Source organism: Halomarina salina (genome assembly GCF_023074835.1).
Lineage (GTDB): Archaea > Halobacteriota > Halobacteria > Halobacteriales > Haloarculaceae > Halomarina > Halomarina salina.
This window is the reverse complement of record NZ_JALLGW010000001.1, coordinates 166,427-182,840: the sequence shown is the minus strand read 5'-3', so window position 1 is coordinate 182,840 and position 16,414 is coordinate 166,427. Positions and strand designations below refer to the sequence as shown.

Sequence of the window (16,414 nt, the reverse complement as noted above, 5' to 3'; positions counted from 1 at the left end):
CCGACGCCCGCCGTCGGAGTAACGAGCGGGAGCCTCTGTCGTGTGAGCCTACCGCGTTCCCTGGAGTCGCTCGTCCCAGTCGAGCCACTCGTGCTCCCAGCCGTTGCGACGGGACGACCCGCGTTCGGCGTGTTCGCGGTCCTCGCGGACGGTCCGGTTGCGCTCGACGGTGTCGGCCTGTTCGCCCTCGACGAGCATCGGCTTGAACAGCACCGGGCCGTGACGCTCCTCGACGCTGCCCGTCGGACCGACGGAGACGAGCGACTGACTGCCCGCACCGAGAGGCATCACGAGCCGGCCGTCGTCGGCCAGCTGGGTCACCAGGGCCCGTGGCGGCTCGATGGCCGCCGCTTCGAGGAGGATGCGGTCGTAGGGTGCATACTCCGGGAGGCCGTCCATCCCGTTCCGGCGGTCGACGAGCACCTCACCGTAGCCCGCCGACGAGAGGTTGCGCCGGGCCTCGTAGACGAGCCGTCGCGTGATGTCGATGGCGTGGACGTTCGCCGCGCCGACGATCTCCGCGGCGACGCCCGTGGTGTAGCCGATGCCCGCGCCGACGACGAGGACGTTGTCGTCCTCCCGGAGCGCGAGCGCTTCGAGGAGGCGGGCGGCGGTGCTCGGCGCGAGGACGGTCGTCCCGTGTCGCTCGAACGCGCGGTCGGCGTACGCGGAACGGTCGTCGCCGAGGAACTCGTGTCGGGGGACGTCGCGCATCGCGAGGCCGACCTCGTCGCTCCGTACGACGCCCTTCGCCTCGTACTGGAGGCTGTCGACCATGTCCTCCCGAAGGACGGCCGGGTCCATGGCCGAACTCCGAGTTCGAGCGGTAAATATCGCGCGGCTATCGACCGACGACGGCCCGGTCGGACAGCCCCGGTATCTCCACGACGGCGGCCGCGTCGAACCCGGCGGCCCGGACCCGCGAGACGAACTCCTCGCGGCCGTGGACGCTCGCCGTCCCCTCGCAGGCGTAGGCGTCGAGCGCCGCCAGCGTCGAGCGACCACCGTCACCCTCGACACCCGCGACCGGCTCGACGAAGACGCAGGCGGGGGCTGCGTCGTGGGCCTTGCGGAGCACCGTGTCGACCCCCTCAGGTTCGAGTCGGTGCAGCACCCCGACGCCCGCGACGAGGTCCGACGCGGGGAACGGGTCGTCGGGGTTCGCCGGGTCGCCAGCCAGGAGGGTGACCGACTCGTGTTCGAGGCCGGCACGCGAGGCGTCGACGCGGTCGCTGGTGTCGACGAGCGTTACCGCCCGCCCTCGGGCGGCGAACTCCACCGCGTGCGGACCGGGCGCGTCGCCGACGACGGTGACGCGCTCTGCGTCGGGCGCTTCACGTAGCGCGGCGGTCACGGCCGCTCGGACCTGTGTCTCGGGGCGGGCCGCCCGCGCACCGAGTTCGTTGGAGGTCCAGTCCGGCGAGCGTGGCGGGTCCTCACCGCGCGCCGTCTCGGGGAAGGCGAGCCACGCGTCGAGTCGGTCGAGGTCGTGGGAGAGCCGACCGATAGAGCGGACGTCGGTCTTCGTCAGGAACCCCAGCATCCGGTTGGTCGGCTGGTACTCCCCGCCGACCAGTTCGAGGAAGCCGCGGTCGGCCAGCGCCTCGACCAGCAGGTCGGCGGCGTGCGGGTCGATACCCGTCTCCGCGGCGACGCCTTCGGCGGTCCCGGTGGTCGTCGCCAGTGCGTCGAGGACACCGATTCGACGCGCGGTGTGACAGAGCAGCAGTTCGCGGTAGTCGTCGTCCCCGGCGTCCTGCGTGGGCATGTCGTCGAGTTCCCGGCCCACCGCCAAAACAGTGACCGCACAGCGTCCTCCCGAACGGTCTCCGTCGCCTCAGCCCTGCATCGGGACGAACCGCACGCGTCCCTCGGCTCGCCGCGAGACGTCTTCGTCGGTGTCCTTCTCGACGACGACGAGTCGCTGGCTGTCGTCGCCGACCGGAGCGACGAGCGTTCCGCCGGGTGCTAGCTGGTCGACCAGCGAATCGGGGAGGTCGGCGGGAGCGCACGTCGCGTACACCGCGTCGTAGGGGGCGTGCTCGGCCCAGCCCTCTCGTCCGTCGCCGGTGCGGACGTGGACGTCGTAGCCGAGTCGCGAGAGCGTGTCGCGGGCGCGGTTGGCCAGGTCGCCGTGGTACTCGACGCTGTAGACGTGCTCGCCGCCGACGAGTTCGGCGGTGACGGCGGCGTGGTAGCCACAGCCGGTGCCGACCTCGAGGACGCGGTCGCCCGGCGAGAGCGCGAGGTGGTCGGCCATGATGGCGACCATGTGCGGCGCGCTCACCGTCTGGCCCTGTCCGATGGGGAGCGGTCGGTCCTCGTAGGCGGCGTCACGCTGGTCGGCTGGCAGGAACTCGTGACGCGGGACGCGGCCCAGCGCTTCGAGGACCGACTCGCGCTGGACCCGGCCGCTCTCGCGCAGGGCGTCGAGCAGGCGGTTCCGCGCGTCGCGGAACCGCTCGTCGGTCCCGTCGCCACCGGTCGCGTCGTCGCCGGTCGCGTCGTCCGTGTCGTCGCTCACGGTCGTCGGGTCACCACGCCGACCAGGCGTCGCTGGTCTCGTCGTCGCCGTAGACGCGCTTGATGTCCTTCGCGATGGCGTCGTCGCCGTCGTAGCGCAACTGGGTCATGTCGGTGCCGGGGCCGACCGCGTCCTCGCGGATGCGGATGGACTTGACGGTGAACTCCTCGTCGCCGAGCTCGACCGTCTCGCCGACGACGAACTCGTGGTCGCCGGGGAGCAGGAAGTCGACGCTCCGCGTCCCGTCGTGGCTGCCGTCCTTCGGGTTCAGCGTGACGGGGACGGTGACGTTGTCGACGGCGCGGGTCCAGAACGTCTCGACGTCGGCGACTGGCGCGGACTCGGCGCGCTGCTCGCCGCCGACCTCGAGGCTCGTGATGCGGACGGTCATCAGCGCCTCCTCGGCGTCGACGATGAACTCCTCGCCGACCGCGACCAGTTCGTCGGGCGGCGCGTTCACGCGGGTCTTGAACGACTCGCCGTCCTGCGAGACGATGACCGGGCGTTCGACTTCCTCCTCTTCCTCGATGGACGTCTTGTGCGTGTGGTCGCACTCCGTACAGCGGACGGTCAGCGTGTCCCCCGGCGCGAGCACCTCGTGGACGGTCTCGAGGTCCGGCGAACAGGCCGGGCAGGGGACCGCGACCTGCTGTGCTGGTTCGCTCATACTCGCGTGTTCCCGGTCGGGACGTAAAAGGACGCGGTCACGCGACGATTCGCGGGAGACGCTGACAGTCGATAGACGACGAACTCAGTTCGGCGACGGCAGGCTGACCTCTTCCCCATCTGCATACACGGTCGGTTCCCGGATGATGCCGTCGAGGTGGAGCGGTGCGTCGGTGTCGCCGCCGATTCCGGCGTCGTCGCCGATGGCGATGTGGACCGTGCCCGCGGCCTTCTCGTCGAGCAGAACGGACCCGACGAGGTCCGTGACGGCGACGTTCGTCCCGATGCCGAGTTCGGCGAGGTTGTACGCGTCCTGTCCGACCTCCTCGGCACCCGTCTCGACCTGCTCGCGCACCTCGTCGTCGGAGATGTCCGTCACGTATCCGTCCTCGACCTCGAACCGGAGCTCCTGCCCGTCGAGCAGGCCGTAGGGCATCATCGTCCCGTCGACGACGTACGTGCCGTCGGCGGTCTCGGGGCTGACGAACGTCTCTCCCGCCGGGAGGTTCGAGAACCCGCCTGCCTCGTGGACGATGCCGGTGTCCTGCAACCACTCGCGTTCGCCGGGGCGGAACGTGATGTCGGTCCCGTTCGGGGCGGTGACGCGGACCTCGTCGGCTCCGGCGACCTGCTCGTACGTCTCGCGGGTGTGACGCTCGATGGCGTCGTAGTCGGTGTCCAGGCCGGTCGTAAACACCTCCTCGGTGATGCCGGGGAGCGTCGCGCCGCGTGCGCCGGCCGCGGTCGCCTGCGAGCGCGCACGAGTGTGACTCAGGCTCTTCGTCGTCGGCGCGAGGAACACGTCGGCCTCGCGCATCGCGGCGGCGACGGGCGCAGGCGGCTCCTCGCCGTGCTGGTCGCCCGGCGGGTAGCGGACGATGCTCACGTCGTCGGTGACCGCGCGGGCGGCGTCGTACAGCGCCTCGCCGATTGGTTCGCGCTTCTCGTCGGTGACGACGAGACACGACTCGTCCGTGTCGAGGGCGAGACACTGCTCGATGGCGGTCAGGGCTGGTGCCGAGAGGTCCGTCATGGTTCGGCGTTGCCGACCCCCAGAGTTAGCCCTTGCCACATCGCTCCGTTCGGTACCGTCGTGTGACGGGGGACGTCCGGTTCGGGCGCACCGCCCCGCGTCGAATCGGGTGCCGAGGCTGGCCGTCGCCCGTCCCCGTGCGCCTACGAATTCACTCGAAGACGAGTCAATACCGACCGTTTGTGGACGGTAGCCACGGAATAATTATGCCCCGCGACGGGGGAGGTGCGGACATGATACGCGTGGGCATCAACGGCTACGGTACCATCGGGAAGCGCGTCGCGGACGCCGTCGCCGCCCAGGACGACATGGAACTGGTCGGCGTCGCCAAGACGCGCCCGAACTTCGAGGCCGAGACCGCGGTGTCGAAGGGCTACCCGCTGTACGCGGCCGTCGAGGACCGTCGGCACCTGTTCGACGAGGCGGATATCGACGTCGCCGGCGGCGTCGAGGACCTGGTCGAGGCGAGTGACGTCGTCGTCGACGCCTGCCCGTCGGGCATCGGCGCGGAGAACAAGCCCATCTACGAGGAGTACGACACGCCCGCCCTCTACCAGGGCGGCGAGGACGCGGACCTCGTGGACACCTCGTTCAACGCGCGGAGCAACTACGCGCAGGCGGAGGGCGCGGACCACGTCCGCGTCGTCTCTTGTAACACGACCGGCCTCTCGCGCCTGCTCGCGCCGCTGCAGGAGGAGTACGGCGTACAGAAGGCGCGCGTGACGCTCGTCCGTCGCGGCGGCGACCCCGGCCAGACCGGTCGCGGTCCCATCAACGACATCCTGCCGAACCCGGTGACGCTCCCGAGCCACCACGGCCCTGACGTGAACACCATCTTCCCGGACCTGAACATCGACACGCTCGGGATGAAGGTGCCGGCGACGCTGATGCACACTCACTCCGTCAACGTCCAGCTAGAGGAGGTTCCGACGGCCGACGAGGTCCGCGACCTGCTCGGCGCGGAATCGCGGCTGTTCCTCGTCCCCGAGAAGTACGCCATCGACGGCGCGGGGAAACTGAAGGAGTTCGCGATGGACCACGGCCGACCGCGCGCGGACATCTGGGAGAACTGCATCTGGGACGAGTCCATCACCGTCGAGGACGACGACCTCTACCTGTTCCAGGCCATTCACCAGGAGTCCGACGTCGTCCCCGAGAACGTCGACGCGATTCGCGCCGTCCTCGGAGAGGCCGACCGCGAGGAGTCGATGGCCCGCACCGACGAGGCGATGGGCCTCGGGTTCTGAGCCGCGCAACGCCGAGATTCAGCGCGCTCGAACCGTCTCGAAACCGATTCACTGCTCGCGAGTGGACTGTCCATCGCTACGGGCGTACACAGAAAGTTCATGTGTCGGAGAGTCTTGCTAGTCACCATGGGACCTCGTGACAGGGACGACCGCGACCCCTTCGACGATATCTTTCGCGAACTAAGTCGGATGATGGACGACATGATCGGCGCGGACATGGGCGTCGACGTGCACAGCGCCGCCGACGCCGGGTTCGGCGACGACGTCCACATCACCACCGAGGAGGACGACGAACACGTCTACGTCGTCGCCGACCTCCCCGGCGTCGAGAAGGACGGCATCGACATCAAGTGCGACGGGCGGACGCTCACCATCGCGGCCGCGACCGACCGCCGCCAGTACGAGGAGCGCCTTCGACTGCCGACCCGCGTCGACGAGCACTCCGCGACGGCGACGTTCAACAACGGCATCCTCGAAGTCACCTTCCTCCGCGCGGACTCCTCCGCGGACATCAACCTCGACTGAGGCGGTTCGCCGTCGAGCGCCCGACGCTGCTCACCGGATTCTCCCGTCTCCCGGATTCTCTCGTCTTCGGAACGTTCTTTCGTTCAGCGCCGTCGCCGGAGTCGACGCGACGGCTATCTCCACCGACCGCCTTTCTCTCGCCGATGAACCGTACTGTTCTCACACTGGTGCTCTGTGTACTGACCGTCCTCGCTGGCTGCGGTGCGGGGCCGTCGAACGACGGGTCGAGTGGTGCCGCGACCACCGACGGGAGCGGCGCGGGTGCCGGGACGGAGGTGGCCGACACGACCGGAACCGACGGCGGGTCGGCCACGGCGACGACCGGTGGGGAGACGACCCAGTCCGGAACGGGCGGACAGAGCGGCGAGTCGCTCGACGGGGCGACGTACACGCGGTTCGTCACCGCCCTGGAGTCCGCTGGGAGTTTCACCGCGACCGAGCGGATGACGCTACGGACGGACGACACGGGCGCGTCGTTCGCCGAGGCGACCTTCGAGACGGTGTCGCGGGTCGACGTCGCGGGTGACCGAGGGTTCGCCGAGACGACGAGCGAGGTGGCCGGCGCGTCCGACGAGTTCGGAAGCGTCTCCTCGGCGTCCGAGCGCTACACCGACGGGGCGACGACCTACCAGCGCGAGGTGGTCTCCATGGGTGACTTCTCGCAGACGCAGTACGACGTGTCCGTCACCGGTGCGGGCACCATCCAGCCCGTGAGCCTCGAATCGCTCGTCGGGAGTCCCGACGACGGAGCCAACGAGTCGAGCGAGGAGTTCGGGCAGGTCCAGTTCACCCGCGTCGGGACCGAGACGTACGACGGCGTCCAGGTGACCCGCTACGAGGCCAGCGGTCCGGCGGTGACCGACATCGTCAACGCGGGTCTCGACGACGGGTCCGACGCGTCGTTCTCCAGTGCCGCCGCCGCGGTCCTCGTCGACGGCGAGGGCGTCATCCGCTCCCAGTCGTTCAGCTTCACGTTCGAGCAGGACGGGGTGACCTACGACGCGGAACTGGAGCGCGTCGTCGGTGACCTCGGCTCGACCACCGTGGCGGAGCCGGACTGGCTCGCCGAGGCGACGGCACGGAGCGGGCAGTAGCGTCGCCGACGCGTCGGGTGCTCGGTGGGCGCTCGACGTGCGCCCGATGTGCCGGTAATACGTGGCACCGCCTGAACGCTTTTCTCCGGGGGAGCGCTCCCCACGAGATATGACCAGACGTGCGAGGGCCGACCGATGAGCGACGACTCGGGGAGCGCGCCCGAGGGGCCCGTGAGCGACTCGCCGCGGGCGTACACCGTCCGCCTCGAACTGGTGGACGAACCGGGCGAACTGCTGAACGCGCTGCGCCCCATCGCCGAGAACGGGGGCAACCTCCTCTCGGTGTTCCACGAGCGCGGCCACGTCACGCCCCGCGGACACATCCCGGTCGAGGTGGACCTCGAAGCGACGCCCGAGCGGTTCGAGCGCATCGTCACCGCCCTGCGCGACAACGGCGTCAACGTCGTCCGCGCCGGTGCGGACCGCTACGGCGAGCAGTTGACCGTCGTCCTCGTCGGTCACCTCGTCGACACCGACCTCTCGGACACCCTCTCGCAACTGGAGCGCTCGACGAGCGCCACCGTCGTGGACTTCTCGCTGCGCCTCGCGCGCGGCGAGGTGGACGACGGCGTGACGAGCGCCCGCGTCCGCCTCGACGCCGAGTCGGGGACGGCGCGTTCGGTGCTCGACGCTCTCCGGGACGTCGCCGACGAGAAGGGACTCACCGTCGTCGAACCGCTCGTGGAGGTGACGCCGTGAGACTCGCCGTCGTCGGTGCGGGTGCGGTCGGGCGTGCGGTCGTCGACCTCGCGGCGTCGTACGACCACGAGGTGGTCGCCGTCGCCGACTCCTCGTCCGCGGCCGTCGCGCCGTCGGGCGAGACGCTCGACCCCGACTCGGTGCTCGGGCGGAAGGAGGAGGCGGGCACCGTCGGCGACGACGCGCCCGAGGCGGCGCTGGACGCCGACTACGACGTGCTCGTCGAGGCGACGCCGACGACGCTCGGCGACGCCGAACCGGGCTACGGCCACGTCGAGACGGCGCTCGACCGGGACCGCCACGTCGTGCTGGCGAACAAGGGGCCGGTCGCCGAACGCTACGACGACCTGCGCGCGGCCGAACGCGAGAGCGAGGGGCGCGTGCTGTTCGAGGCGACGGTCGGCGGCGCGATTCCCGCGGTGACGACCATCGACGACCTCGGCCCGTCCCACGTCACGGCGGTCCGGGGCGTGCTCAACGGGACGGCGAACTTCGTCCTGACGCGGATGGCCGCCGAAGGCCTGGACTACGAACACGTCCTCGCGGAAGCGCAGGACCTCGGCGTCGCCGAGGCCGACCCCTCGTTCGACGTGGAGGGGACCGACGCGGCGCTGAAGTGCGTCATCCTCGCGAACGTGCTGTACGGCGGCGGCTACTCGCTGGCCGACGCCGACGTGGAGGGCATCGACGGCCTGCCGAGCGAGGCGCTCTCGCTCGCGGGCGAGGACGGGATGACCGTCCGCCTCATCGGGAGCGTCGAGGACGGCGACATCCGGGTCGGGCCGCGGCTCATCCCCGAACACGGCACGCTCGCCGTCGCCGGGACGCGCAACATCGTCCAGATAGAGACCGACCACGCGGGTCGCCTGAACATCTCGGGCCGCGGTGCGGGCGGTCCCGAGACGGCGACGGCGGTGCTCGCGGACGTGGGCCGACTGTCCCGACCGACCGGTCGGAACTCCTGACTCTCCCCTCGGTCCGGATATAAACCGAGGGCCTTCGTATCGTGGTAGCCTGTGCCAAACCGCCGGACGGCGGCGGGGTGGCCTGCAGCGTCTATCGAAATGGTTTTATCCGGTTCAGGCAAAAGCTTTCGCCACAGCGCATCTGCGCGTGGACTAATACATGGCAGACAAACCGCACCAGAACCTGGCCGTCATCGGCCACGTCGACCACGGGAAGAGTACGATGGTCGGGCGACTCCTGTTCGAGACAGGGTCCGTACCCGAGCACGTCATCGAGCAGCACCGAGAGGAAGCCGAAGAGAAGGGCAAGGGTGGCTTCGAGTTCGCCTACGTCATGGACAACCTCGCCGAGGAGCGCGAGCGTGGTGTCACCATCGACATCGCCCACCAGGAGTTCGACACCGACTCCTACTACTTCACGATCGTCGACTGTCCGGGTCACCGCGACTTCGTGAAGAACATGATCACGGGCGCGTCCCAGGCAGACAACGCCGTCCTCGTCGTCGCCGCGGACGACGGCGTCGCGCCCCAGACCCGCGAGCACGTCTTCCTCGCCCGCACGCTGGGCATCGACGAGCTCATCATCGCGGTCAACAAGATGGACCTCGTCGACTACAAGGAGGAGTCCTACGAGGAGGTCAAGGAGGAGGTCATCCAGCTCCTCAAGCAGGTCCGCTTCCCGTCCGACGACGCGACGTTCGTCCCCACCTCGGCGTTCGAGGGCGACAACGTCTCCGAGGCGAGCGACAACACGCCGTGGTACGACGGCCAGACGCTCCTCGAAGCGCTCAACGACCTGCCGGAGCCCCAGATTCCGACGGACGCGCCGCTCCGCCTGCCGATTCAGGACGTCTACACCATCTCGGGCATCGGGACGGTCCCGGTCGGCCGCGTCGAGACCGGTGTGCTGGAGACGGGCAACAACGTCTCGTTCCAGCCCTCGGACGTCGGCGGCGAGGTGAAGACCGTCGAGATGCACCACGAGGAGGTGCCCCGCGCAGAGCCCGGTGACAACGTCGGGTTCAACGTGCGTGGCATCGGCAAGGACGACATCCGCCGCGGCGACGTCTGTGGCCCGGCCGAGGACCCGCCCACGGTCGCCGAGACGTTCCAGGCGCAGGTCGTCGTCATGCAGCACCCGAGCGTCATCACCGCTGGCTACACGCCGGTCTTCCACGCCCACACGGCGCAGGTCGCGTGTACCATCGAGTCCATCGACCAGAAGCTGGACCCGGCCTCCGGTGAGGTCGCCGAGGAGAACCCCGACTTCATCCAGTCGGGCGACGCTGCCGTCGTCACCATCCGTCCGCAGAAGCCGCTCAGCATCGAGCCGTCCGGTGAGATCCCCGAACTCGGGAGCTTCGCCATCCGCGACATGGGTCAGACCATCGCCGCAGGCAAGGTCCTGAGCGTCGACGAGCGATAAGATGCAGCAAGCACGCGTCCGACTCGCTGGTACCAGCCCCGACGACCTCGACGACATCTGTGGCGACGTCCGCGACATCGCGGACAAGACGGGTGTCGCGCTGTCGGGTCCGGTCCCACTCCCCACGAAGCGACTCGAAGTACCCACCCGCAAGTCTCCCGACGGTGAGGGGACGGCGACGTGGGAGCACTGGGAGATGCGCGTCCACAAGCGGCTCATCGATATCGATGCGGACGAGCGGGCGCTGCGCCAGCTGATGCGCGTTCAGGTGCCCAACGACGTCAGCATCGAGATCGTCCTCGAGGACTGACGGACTCTTCCCGATTCTCTCTTTCATCACGTCGGTAGCGGCCGCACTACCGCGGAGGCGAGCGGCTACCGGGGCGTCACGGCCTGACGCACCTCTTCGAAACAGAAGCTACAAGTACGCGACGGCGATACGAAAACACGCGGGCTCGTAGATCAGTGGCAGATCGCTTCCTTCGCAAGGAAGAGGCCCCGGGTTCAAATCCCGGCGAGTCCATACGCGCTGCGCGCGTTCAGTAATCGCACTGAGGCGCGGCTTCTATTTACCCTTTACCTGCCTATAATCGACGAGTTGGTACAGCCATGCGGCGCGGATTGCCGCCTGCGTCTTGGTGATTCCTGCGAGTCCCAGCTTGCCCGTCACACGATTTCTCATAGTGACCACTGTTGCGCACTTCGTCCACCCGTTCCGAGGGGAGTCGCCGGTAGATGGTTTCGGCAGCTGCCCGCCCGGTAATTGATACAAGGCTTGTCCAGCCTCCCCAAACTATTCAAACATTTGAATTATATAACTTGGGTACTTTCAGTAGATAATGGGTGAGTCAGCATTCCCGTCTGAACTTGAAGAGAAACTCAGCACCTGGCAGGAGGTGTACTCTGTCGGAGCGTTAGAAGAGTTGACGGCCAGCGAATTGCGTTCCAAAGCTCTACTCTACGAGAATGAAGTAGACCGTACCAAGGCGGAATATAACAGAGGCCGCCTCGTTACACCAACGTTGGCGCAAATCTATGGGTTGGAACCATGGACACACGAGGAACTACGGCGGTTCCGGCGGAAAATAGAGACAGAAGCAACGAAGATACGGATGAACTTTGCTCGCGCGGAGGGCCGGATCGAGAAACAAGGCTACGAGCGCAAACAGAATCGATTGAAGGCAATCGAGGGTATACTTGATTCAGCGGGGGAATTCGTTCTCGTATTGCTCCATCTCCTTCGGAAAATCGTGTTCTGGAAGTAGCAAGTTGGCTAATTCACAGGGGGTTGTGACACGACTGGAAAGCGACTTCCTTGACCCGTGGTCACTCAGACAGAATTTTTCGACACCAGACCTTCTATTAGGTCGCTTGAACGGCTGGTTCCGACACCTGACCGATCAGCCTAATTATTCCTCGGTTCCTGCATGCGTACTCTCCCCCGTAATCAAACGCACTGGTATCAGGGGGAGGGGGCGGGCGTCGCCGTCACAGTTGGTGCAGTCGCCCACCCCACCCGGGAAACACCGCGTGGCTCGCGAATTGTCCTGTGGATTGGGGATTAGCCAAGATTGACCACTCGTTTTCCCGTGCCCCGTCCGACGCTTTCCTCCCTTCCCCCCGGACCAGAACGGTGCAGTTCGGGCTACCGGAGTTCTACACCCATACTAATGGTAGGGGGTTTATATACCACCCTCTCGGCATAACCCCATTTATCGCCTGTCCGGTCTATTCGCGAGTCTGGACGAAAGAAGAACCCACGGTTGTTTCACCGGAATCAACGCCCCCGGCTCATCAACGGGCTTGTTCCCAAGGGGGCCAAATTAGGTTATCACCAGTACTTACTCAGGGGATGATTAGGGGACGAGCATCCGACTATTACCTCAACTTTATTCCATGGAAACGTTTGATGACTCAGCTGTTAGGTACGTGCCGCGAGTGTATCACGAGCCAATGGTAGAATGGCCCCCGTCAGTGGTTGAGTGAGTGGGATATGCGACCGTCTCGATACTGGTTGCGAATGAAATAGGCCGATAGCACCACCAGTTCAATCACCAATGTGTTCACCAGCCCGACACCGAAGAACGCGAGGGCGAACGGCAGTGCAACCGCCGCGAGAGCGGCCAGTAGTGCCGTACTCCGTCCATAATCCTGCACGCTCACGTAGACTACCCCGGCAATAGCTACGTGGGCGACGAGGAATTGTACCTGTGAGAGACCGAGCGAGACCATATGTTGGTGATTGCTGTGTGTTGGAATATACTTTCGGGAAGATACGTTAGACTCACGCTCTGAGTCTATCAAAAGCGGCAATCTATCACTCGTGGTCCCGTGGTTGTTATTCGTCGCTCAGCGCGCCCTATCCCCTGGGGGAAAATTCCTCACCCACCCACTGAAAAAGGCTACAATCGCTCGCGGGCGACCGTGAGGGTCGTCTGGGTAGATTTGGCCAGATCCGTTCGATTATCTCTCTCAGCGAGTGCCACAGACTCGTCCCGTGGAGATCTCCCGATCTCGGGCCTTCGGGATACGGTCAACGTTCCTGTGTTATGGTACAATATCGCAAGCAACCTAATTGAGAATGCGAACATCGGGGTAAGGGTGGGTGGCCATTCCTTGAAGCAAGTCATACAGTCGGGTGATTGCGAAGTTCTCGATGGAGTGGTACTGACTTTGAGGAAGTTTTCCGGGCATATCGACGGCTCGAAGCGTTGGAAAACAGGTAGTGGAAGCCCCTCATGACCGAATAAACGGCCGCCAGACTGGATAGTCTACGGAAGAACCTAACCTCCCTGGCCAACTGAAGGGGACAACGGGTGCTGCTCATACCTCGGACATGAGGGAGAAGCACTGGCAAGAATCCAGTTGTGACATGACTGTAAAGCGACTCTCTCGATTCATGGTCCCTCTAACAGAATTTTTCAAAATCTTGGTCTTCTATTAGGAAAGCCCTCACCAAGCTCGTTAAGGCACTATGGCAAGTTTGCTGGGCAATCTCTTGGTCTGTTCCTCTCCATTATCTCCCCCACAATTCTTCGAACTTATTTCAGGGGGAGGGGGCTGGCGTCGCCGTCGCAGTTGGTACAATCGTTCAACTCCCCCTGGAACTACCGCGCGAGTCGTAATTTGGCTCACGTATACCTGCGAGTCCCGGCGTTGAATGCCAGGTATCTCTGACTACCTGCCTGACACCCCACATTCCCCGGGAATCAAAACGGTGCAGTTCGGGCTACCGGGGTTCTCACCCATACTAATGGTAGAGGGTTTATATACCACTCTCAGGCTGCAACCTCGGGAGTCGTACTGTTTGGGTCGTCTCTGAGATCGGCAGAAAGGAGAGGGGATTTAGGTGGTTTCGGAGGGAATCGGCGCTGCTGCTCATCTTTGAGCCAAGGAGCAATCAGCCGTTTGGTCTTCTCAAGTACTGACAGGGGCTTGCGGATACCCAGATCCAGTGCAAGGCGTTTGAACTCGGTATCCCATGGTCTCTGTCGGGGAGACGTTCTCCGACCGTCCTCCCAGCAGACGAGCATACATACTCCGAAGATCAGCTTCTCCACTGACCCTCCGAATCTTTGCCTCTCTTGAGGAGTGATCTTCCAGAATAGGTAGTGGAACCGCTGTTTCTGATAATCTGTCATTTCTAATTGATTCATGATGGCATGAGCAATTCGCCAGTAGTCCATTGGATGAACCACTTCCTTTTTCTCCCACTCCCAATTCCAGAGATCTCGATTAACAAGCTCTAACCGACGATAGTTCGTGTGAACCGGATCTTTACGCCGGATATCTGGTGATAGACACCTGGTCGGGATGTTACGCTCTCGTATCTCATGAGACTTCATGCTGAGATACGTCTGATTTGGCACTAACGGGCAAACTTCCCACATAATGGGCGCTGCCCCTGACTTTGACCCAGATGCATTTGCGTGTTCGTTTGAGACCCAAACTACAGGTTGAGTGTGAACATGGGTTCGGTCCCTACTTGTCTCGTCGGTATTCTCGCTCCAGTTCACCCAGGAGACCCATCGCGGCTCATCTGTTAACTCAATAGATATCTCTCCTGACTCTTGGTCATTCATAACTTATCATGAGTAGAGACGCTGTATCGGTACTTGAACTCGTCGGCCCTTAGCCAGGGGCCGGTTTACAGAGGCCTGTAAACGCTTGTAAAGTCCTATCAGGAATCATCCTATGTATACCAAGAGAGTCTGAAGTTGCATCTACTCCGGCCGATTCCGCCCCCTCCCCCCGGCACCCCGAGATCGACGGTGCGAACTTCTTGTGAAGGGAAGCGGCCTAACTCGAAGAAATGGTTTTATAATCTGAATCTACTGAATATAGACGATTAGAAATGCGCCGTCAGGTGTTGTTGTTTCCCGTGTTGATTCTGTTTTCAACTGCGAATGCCATCACACGATTTCTCGGTAAACGCTTGCCAGCCGCTAAGCTTCACGGGTGGATTTTCAACTGGGCCATCGGGAGCGAGGAGACCGCTACCGAAATCAGGGACGAACTCATCAGCCGTACAGCGACTATTTTGGAAGAGAGCGAGACTGAGATTGAAGAGTCGCCGGAGGAGTTGCAACAGGAAATTGACGAATCTCGGAGGCGAGCCAGCTCTATTATCTCAAGCGGTGAATTCGTCCTCGCGCTTCTCTTCGGTATCAGTGGGTTCTTCGTGTCACCCTGGATTACCTTCGTGGCAAGCCTTGTTATCGCTCTATCCGCATCACTCCGAATCACCGCAGTTGAATCTCTGGCGATATCCTCAACACCCGAACCACATTCGGTGGAGTGGTTAATGGCTGCGCGAGGTTGGAATCAAGGGGCAGTCGAAGAGGGACGAATCTTGCTCAATACCGTGTCGGCAGTTGGAATCAAAAAATACGATGAGCGGGCGTTTTCGATATTTGTCGAGGAAATATTCGTCCCCTCTGTGGCAGAGGGGGCAGTTTCACTTCCGAAGGCAATTGGTCGTATGTTTACTCAGATGATCGAGCTGACTCAGAGCAAGTCTGCGTAGGCTGGGTTAGATATCTATCAGATAATCCTCGCGACGCTCCATCTTCTGACTCTTCGTCGCGTGGTCGTAGTGCTTGTCCAGCACTTCAAGGCTCATATCTACCCGATCTGCGGTCACGTCTTTCGGCTGCCCGGCGTTCAGGGACTCTGTGACGTATCCCCGTCGGAGGGCGTGCGGGCCAACTGAAGCGGGACACTTGCTCGCGGTGTTGTACGAAGTCGCCTCACACTCGCTGAAATCACGACCCAGTGGGCACTCCCCGGTGTAGTGGCACGGTCGAGTAACGGTGTAGATGTTCCGCTGGATGGTTGAGGGCTCACAGCGGTTCCCTTGAGACGACATGATGAGCGCGGTCCGTCCGTACTCATCTTCGGCCCCAGGGTGATTCCACTTGAGGAAGTCCGAAATCACCGCTGCGGTTTCGCTGCTGATTCTCACGTCCCGTTCCCCCCGATGCTTGTTCTTGAGCGGAGTTCCTTCGTGAGGTCGGTGACGCAATCGGAGGTGCGGTTTCGGCCCACCGTCGAAATCGTCTACATCAAGGGCATACAGCGCGCTCCGTCGCATCCCTGTCTTCCACAGCAGGAGGAACATGACGTGCCGGAGCGACGCATACTCGTGCTTGTCGAGATACGCCAGGATTGCAGTGGCTTCGTTCCGTGAGAGGATGCTACTCGCCACCTCGTCCTCGTGATTTGGCTTCGGAACGCGAACCATCATGTGGAGCCCATCTGGAACAGCGTTGATGTGCTCACAGAAGCGAACGAAGCCCTTGATGCAGGTCATGTCCGTTTTCAGCGTGATCGTCTTCACGCCCTCCCCCCGCCATTCCTTGAACTGCTGGATGTCGTCGCTGGTGAGCGTGTTGAGGAACAGGATTCCCCGGTCACCGAGCCAGTCACAGAAGATGTTGAGTGTCGTCTTGTAGTTGGCCAGTGTCGAATCCGTCACCTCAGTCGATTTGTCCTTTAGGTAGCGGTTCTTCGCGTCGTGGGGCGGTGTTGCGTTCATAGTCTGCTGTTGGGCGAACGCGGAAACAGACGCTACGACTCGGCGACCTGGGACCCAGCACGGCGGGATCGGTGATCCGCCGCAGAATCGAGCTTCACGGTGAAGATCGCCACGGCGGGCGAAGCCCGGCGTCTCAAATCCCGGCGAGTCCACTTCCCTTCGTTCGCTTCGCTCACTTCGGTCAGTGGACTCGCCGTA

The 16,414-nt window shown here is 64.0% G+C and carries 17 protein-coding genes and 1 tRNA gene; 10 read left to right on the top strand and 8 right to left on the bottom strand.

The features are described 5' to 3' along the window. Positions 1 to 48 precede the first annotated feature (48 nt). The 5 genes from MX571_RS00970 to MX571_RS00950 form a co-directional block, all read right to left on the bottom strand. The gene (locus MX571_RS00970; RefSeq protein WP_247413727.1) at positions 49 to 804 is read right to left on the bottom strand and encodes a protein-L-isoaspartate O-methyltransferase family protein; all 756 of its coding nucleotides are present in this window, start codon (positions 802 to 804) and stop codon (positions 49 to 51) included. A gap of 37 nt (positions 805 to 841) precedes the next feature. Further along, positions 842 to 1,768: a class I SAM-dependent methyltransferase gene (locus tag MX571_RS00965; protein ID WP_247413726.1), complete on the bottom strand. Its 927-nt coding sequence runs from the start codon at positions 1,766 to 1,768 to the stop codon at positions 842 to 844. A 69-nt stretch (positions 1,769 to 1,837) separates the two neighbouring features. After that, positions 1,838 to 2,524, bottom strand: coding sequence for a protein-L-isoaspartate(D-aspartate) O-methyltransferase (locus MX571_RS00960; RefSeq protein ID WP_368408964.1), 687 nt, complete (start codon positions 2,522 to 2,524; stop codon positions 1,838 to 1,840). A gap of 10 nt (positions 2,525 to 2,534) precedes the next feature. After that, on the bottom strand, positions 2,535 to 3,191 hold the full coding sequence (locus tag MX571_RS00955) for an HVO_0476 family zinc finger protein (RefSeq protein ID WP_247413725.1): 657 nt from the start codon (positions 3,189 to 3,191) through the stop codon (positions 2,535 to 2,537). Positions 3,192 to 3,275: 84 nt separating this feature from the next. After that, positions 3,276 to 4,223, bottom strand: coding sequence for an aminopeptidase (locus tag MX571_RS00950; protein ID WP_247413724.1), 948 nt, complete (start codon positions 4,221 to 4,223; stop codon positions 3,276 to 3,278). Between the two features lie 233 nt (positions 4,224 to 4,456). Here MX571_RS00950 and MX571_RS00945 point away from each other — a divergent pair, with 233 nt between their 5' ends. The 9 genes from MX571_RS00945 to MX571_RS00905 all read left to right on the top strand — a co-directional run bounded on the left by MX571_RS00945 (position 4,457) and on the right by MX571_RS00905 (position 11,444). Beyond that, positions 4,457 to 5,470, top strand: a complete 1,014-nt coding sequence (locus MX571_RS00945; protein WP_247413723.1) for a type II glyceraldehyde-3-phosphate dehydrogenase — start codon at positions 4,457 to 4,459, stop codon at positions 5,468 to 5,470. 126 nt (positions 5,471 to 5,596) lie between these two features. After that, complete coding sequence (locus MX571_RS00940; RefSeq protein ID WP_247413722.1) at positions 5,597 to 5,995, top strand: Hsp20/alpha crystallin family protein; 399 nt, start codon at positions 5,597 to 5,599, stop codon at positions 5,993 to 5,995. Between the two features lie 143 nt (positions 5,996 to 6,138). Next, positions 6,139 to 7,089, top strand: a complete 951-nt coding sequence (locus MX571_RS00935) for a DUF7537 family lipoprotein (protein ID WP_247413721.1) — start codon at positions 6,139 to 6,141, stop codon at positions 7,087 to 7,089. 135 nt (positions 7,090 to 7,224) lie between these two features. Beyond that, positions 7,225 to 7,788 carry an amino acid-binding protein gene (locus MX571_RS00930; protein WP_247413720.1) on the top strand — a complete coding sequence of 188 codons (564 nt, stop codon included), beginning with the start codon at positions 7,225 to 7,227 and terminating at the stop codon, positions 7,786 to 7,788. Then, positions 7,785 to 8,753 (top strand): homoserine dehydrogenase, encoded by a 969-nt coding sequence (locus MX571_RS00925; protein WP_247413719.1) that lies wholly within the window; start codon positions 7,785 to 7,787, stop codon positions 8,751 to 8,753. Before MX571_RS00930 ends, MX571_RS00925 begins: the two co-directional genes overlap by 4 nt. A 160-nt stretch (positions 8,754 to 8,913) precedes the next feature. Beyond that, positions 8,914 to 10,179 carry a translation elongation factor EF-1 subunit alpha gene (gene tuf, locus MX571_RS00920; protein WP_247413718.1) on the top strand — a complete coding sequence of 422 codons (1,266 nt, stop codon included), beginning with the start codon at positions 8,914 to 8,916 and terminating at the stop codon, positions 10,177 to 10,179. Position 10,180: 1 nt separating this feature from the next. Continuing rightward, on the top strand, positions 10,181 to 10,489 hold the full coding sequence (gene rpsJ / locus MX571_RS00915; protein ID WP_247413717.1) for a 30S ribosomal protein S10: 309 nt from the start codon (positions 10,181 to 10,183) through the stop codon (positions 10,487 to 10,489). A 141-nt stretch (positions 10,490 to 10,630) separates the two neighbouring features. Further along, positions 10,631 to 10,702 (top strand) — tRNA-Ala (locus MX571_RS00910). A 316-nt stretch (positions 10,703 to 11,018) separates the two neighbouring features. Further along, positions 11,019 to 11,444, top strand: coding sequence for a hypothetical protein (locus MX571_RS00905; protein WP_247413716.1), 426 nt, complete (start codon positions 11,019 to 11,021; stop codon positions 11,442 to 11,444). 706 nt (positions 11,445 to 12,150) lie between these two features. On the opposite strand, the gene MX571_RS00900 is transcribed toward MX571_RS00905, so the two are convergent. Next, positions 12,151 to 12,411 (bottom strand): hypothetical protein, encoded by a 261-nt coding sequence (locus MX571_RS00900; protein WP_247413715.1) that lies wholly within the window; start codon positions 12,409 to 12,411, stop codon positions 12,151 to 12,153. 1,046 nt (positions 12,412 to 13,457) lie between these two features. After that, the gene (locus MX571_RS00895; protein WP_247413714.1) at positions 13,458 to 14,261 is read right to left on the bottom strand and encodes a hypothetical protein; all 804 of its coding nucleotides are present in this window, start codon (positions 14,259 to 14,261) and stop codon (positions 13,458 to 13,460) included. 299 nt (positions 14,262 to 14,560) lie between these two features. Between MX571_RS00895 and MX571_RS00890 the strand changes: the two genes are divergently transcribed. Further along, complete coding sequence (locus tag MX571_RS00890) at positions 14,561 to 15,205, top strand: hypothetical protein (protein WP_247413713.1); 645 nt, start codon at positions 14,561 to 14,563, stop codon at positions 15,203 to 15,205. A gap of 6 nt (positions 15,206 to 15,211) precedes the next feature. On the opposite strand, the gene MX571_RS00885 is transcribed toward MX571_RS00890, so the two are convergent. Beyond that, a complete protein-coding gene (locus MX571_RS00885; RefSeq protein ID WP_247413712.1) occupies positions 15,212 to 16,216 on the bottom strand; it encodes a tyrosine-type recombinase/integrase in 1,005 nt (334 codons plus the stop codon). Positions 16,217 to 16,414: the final 198 nt, after the last annotated feature.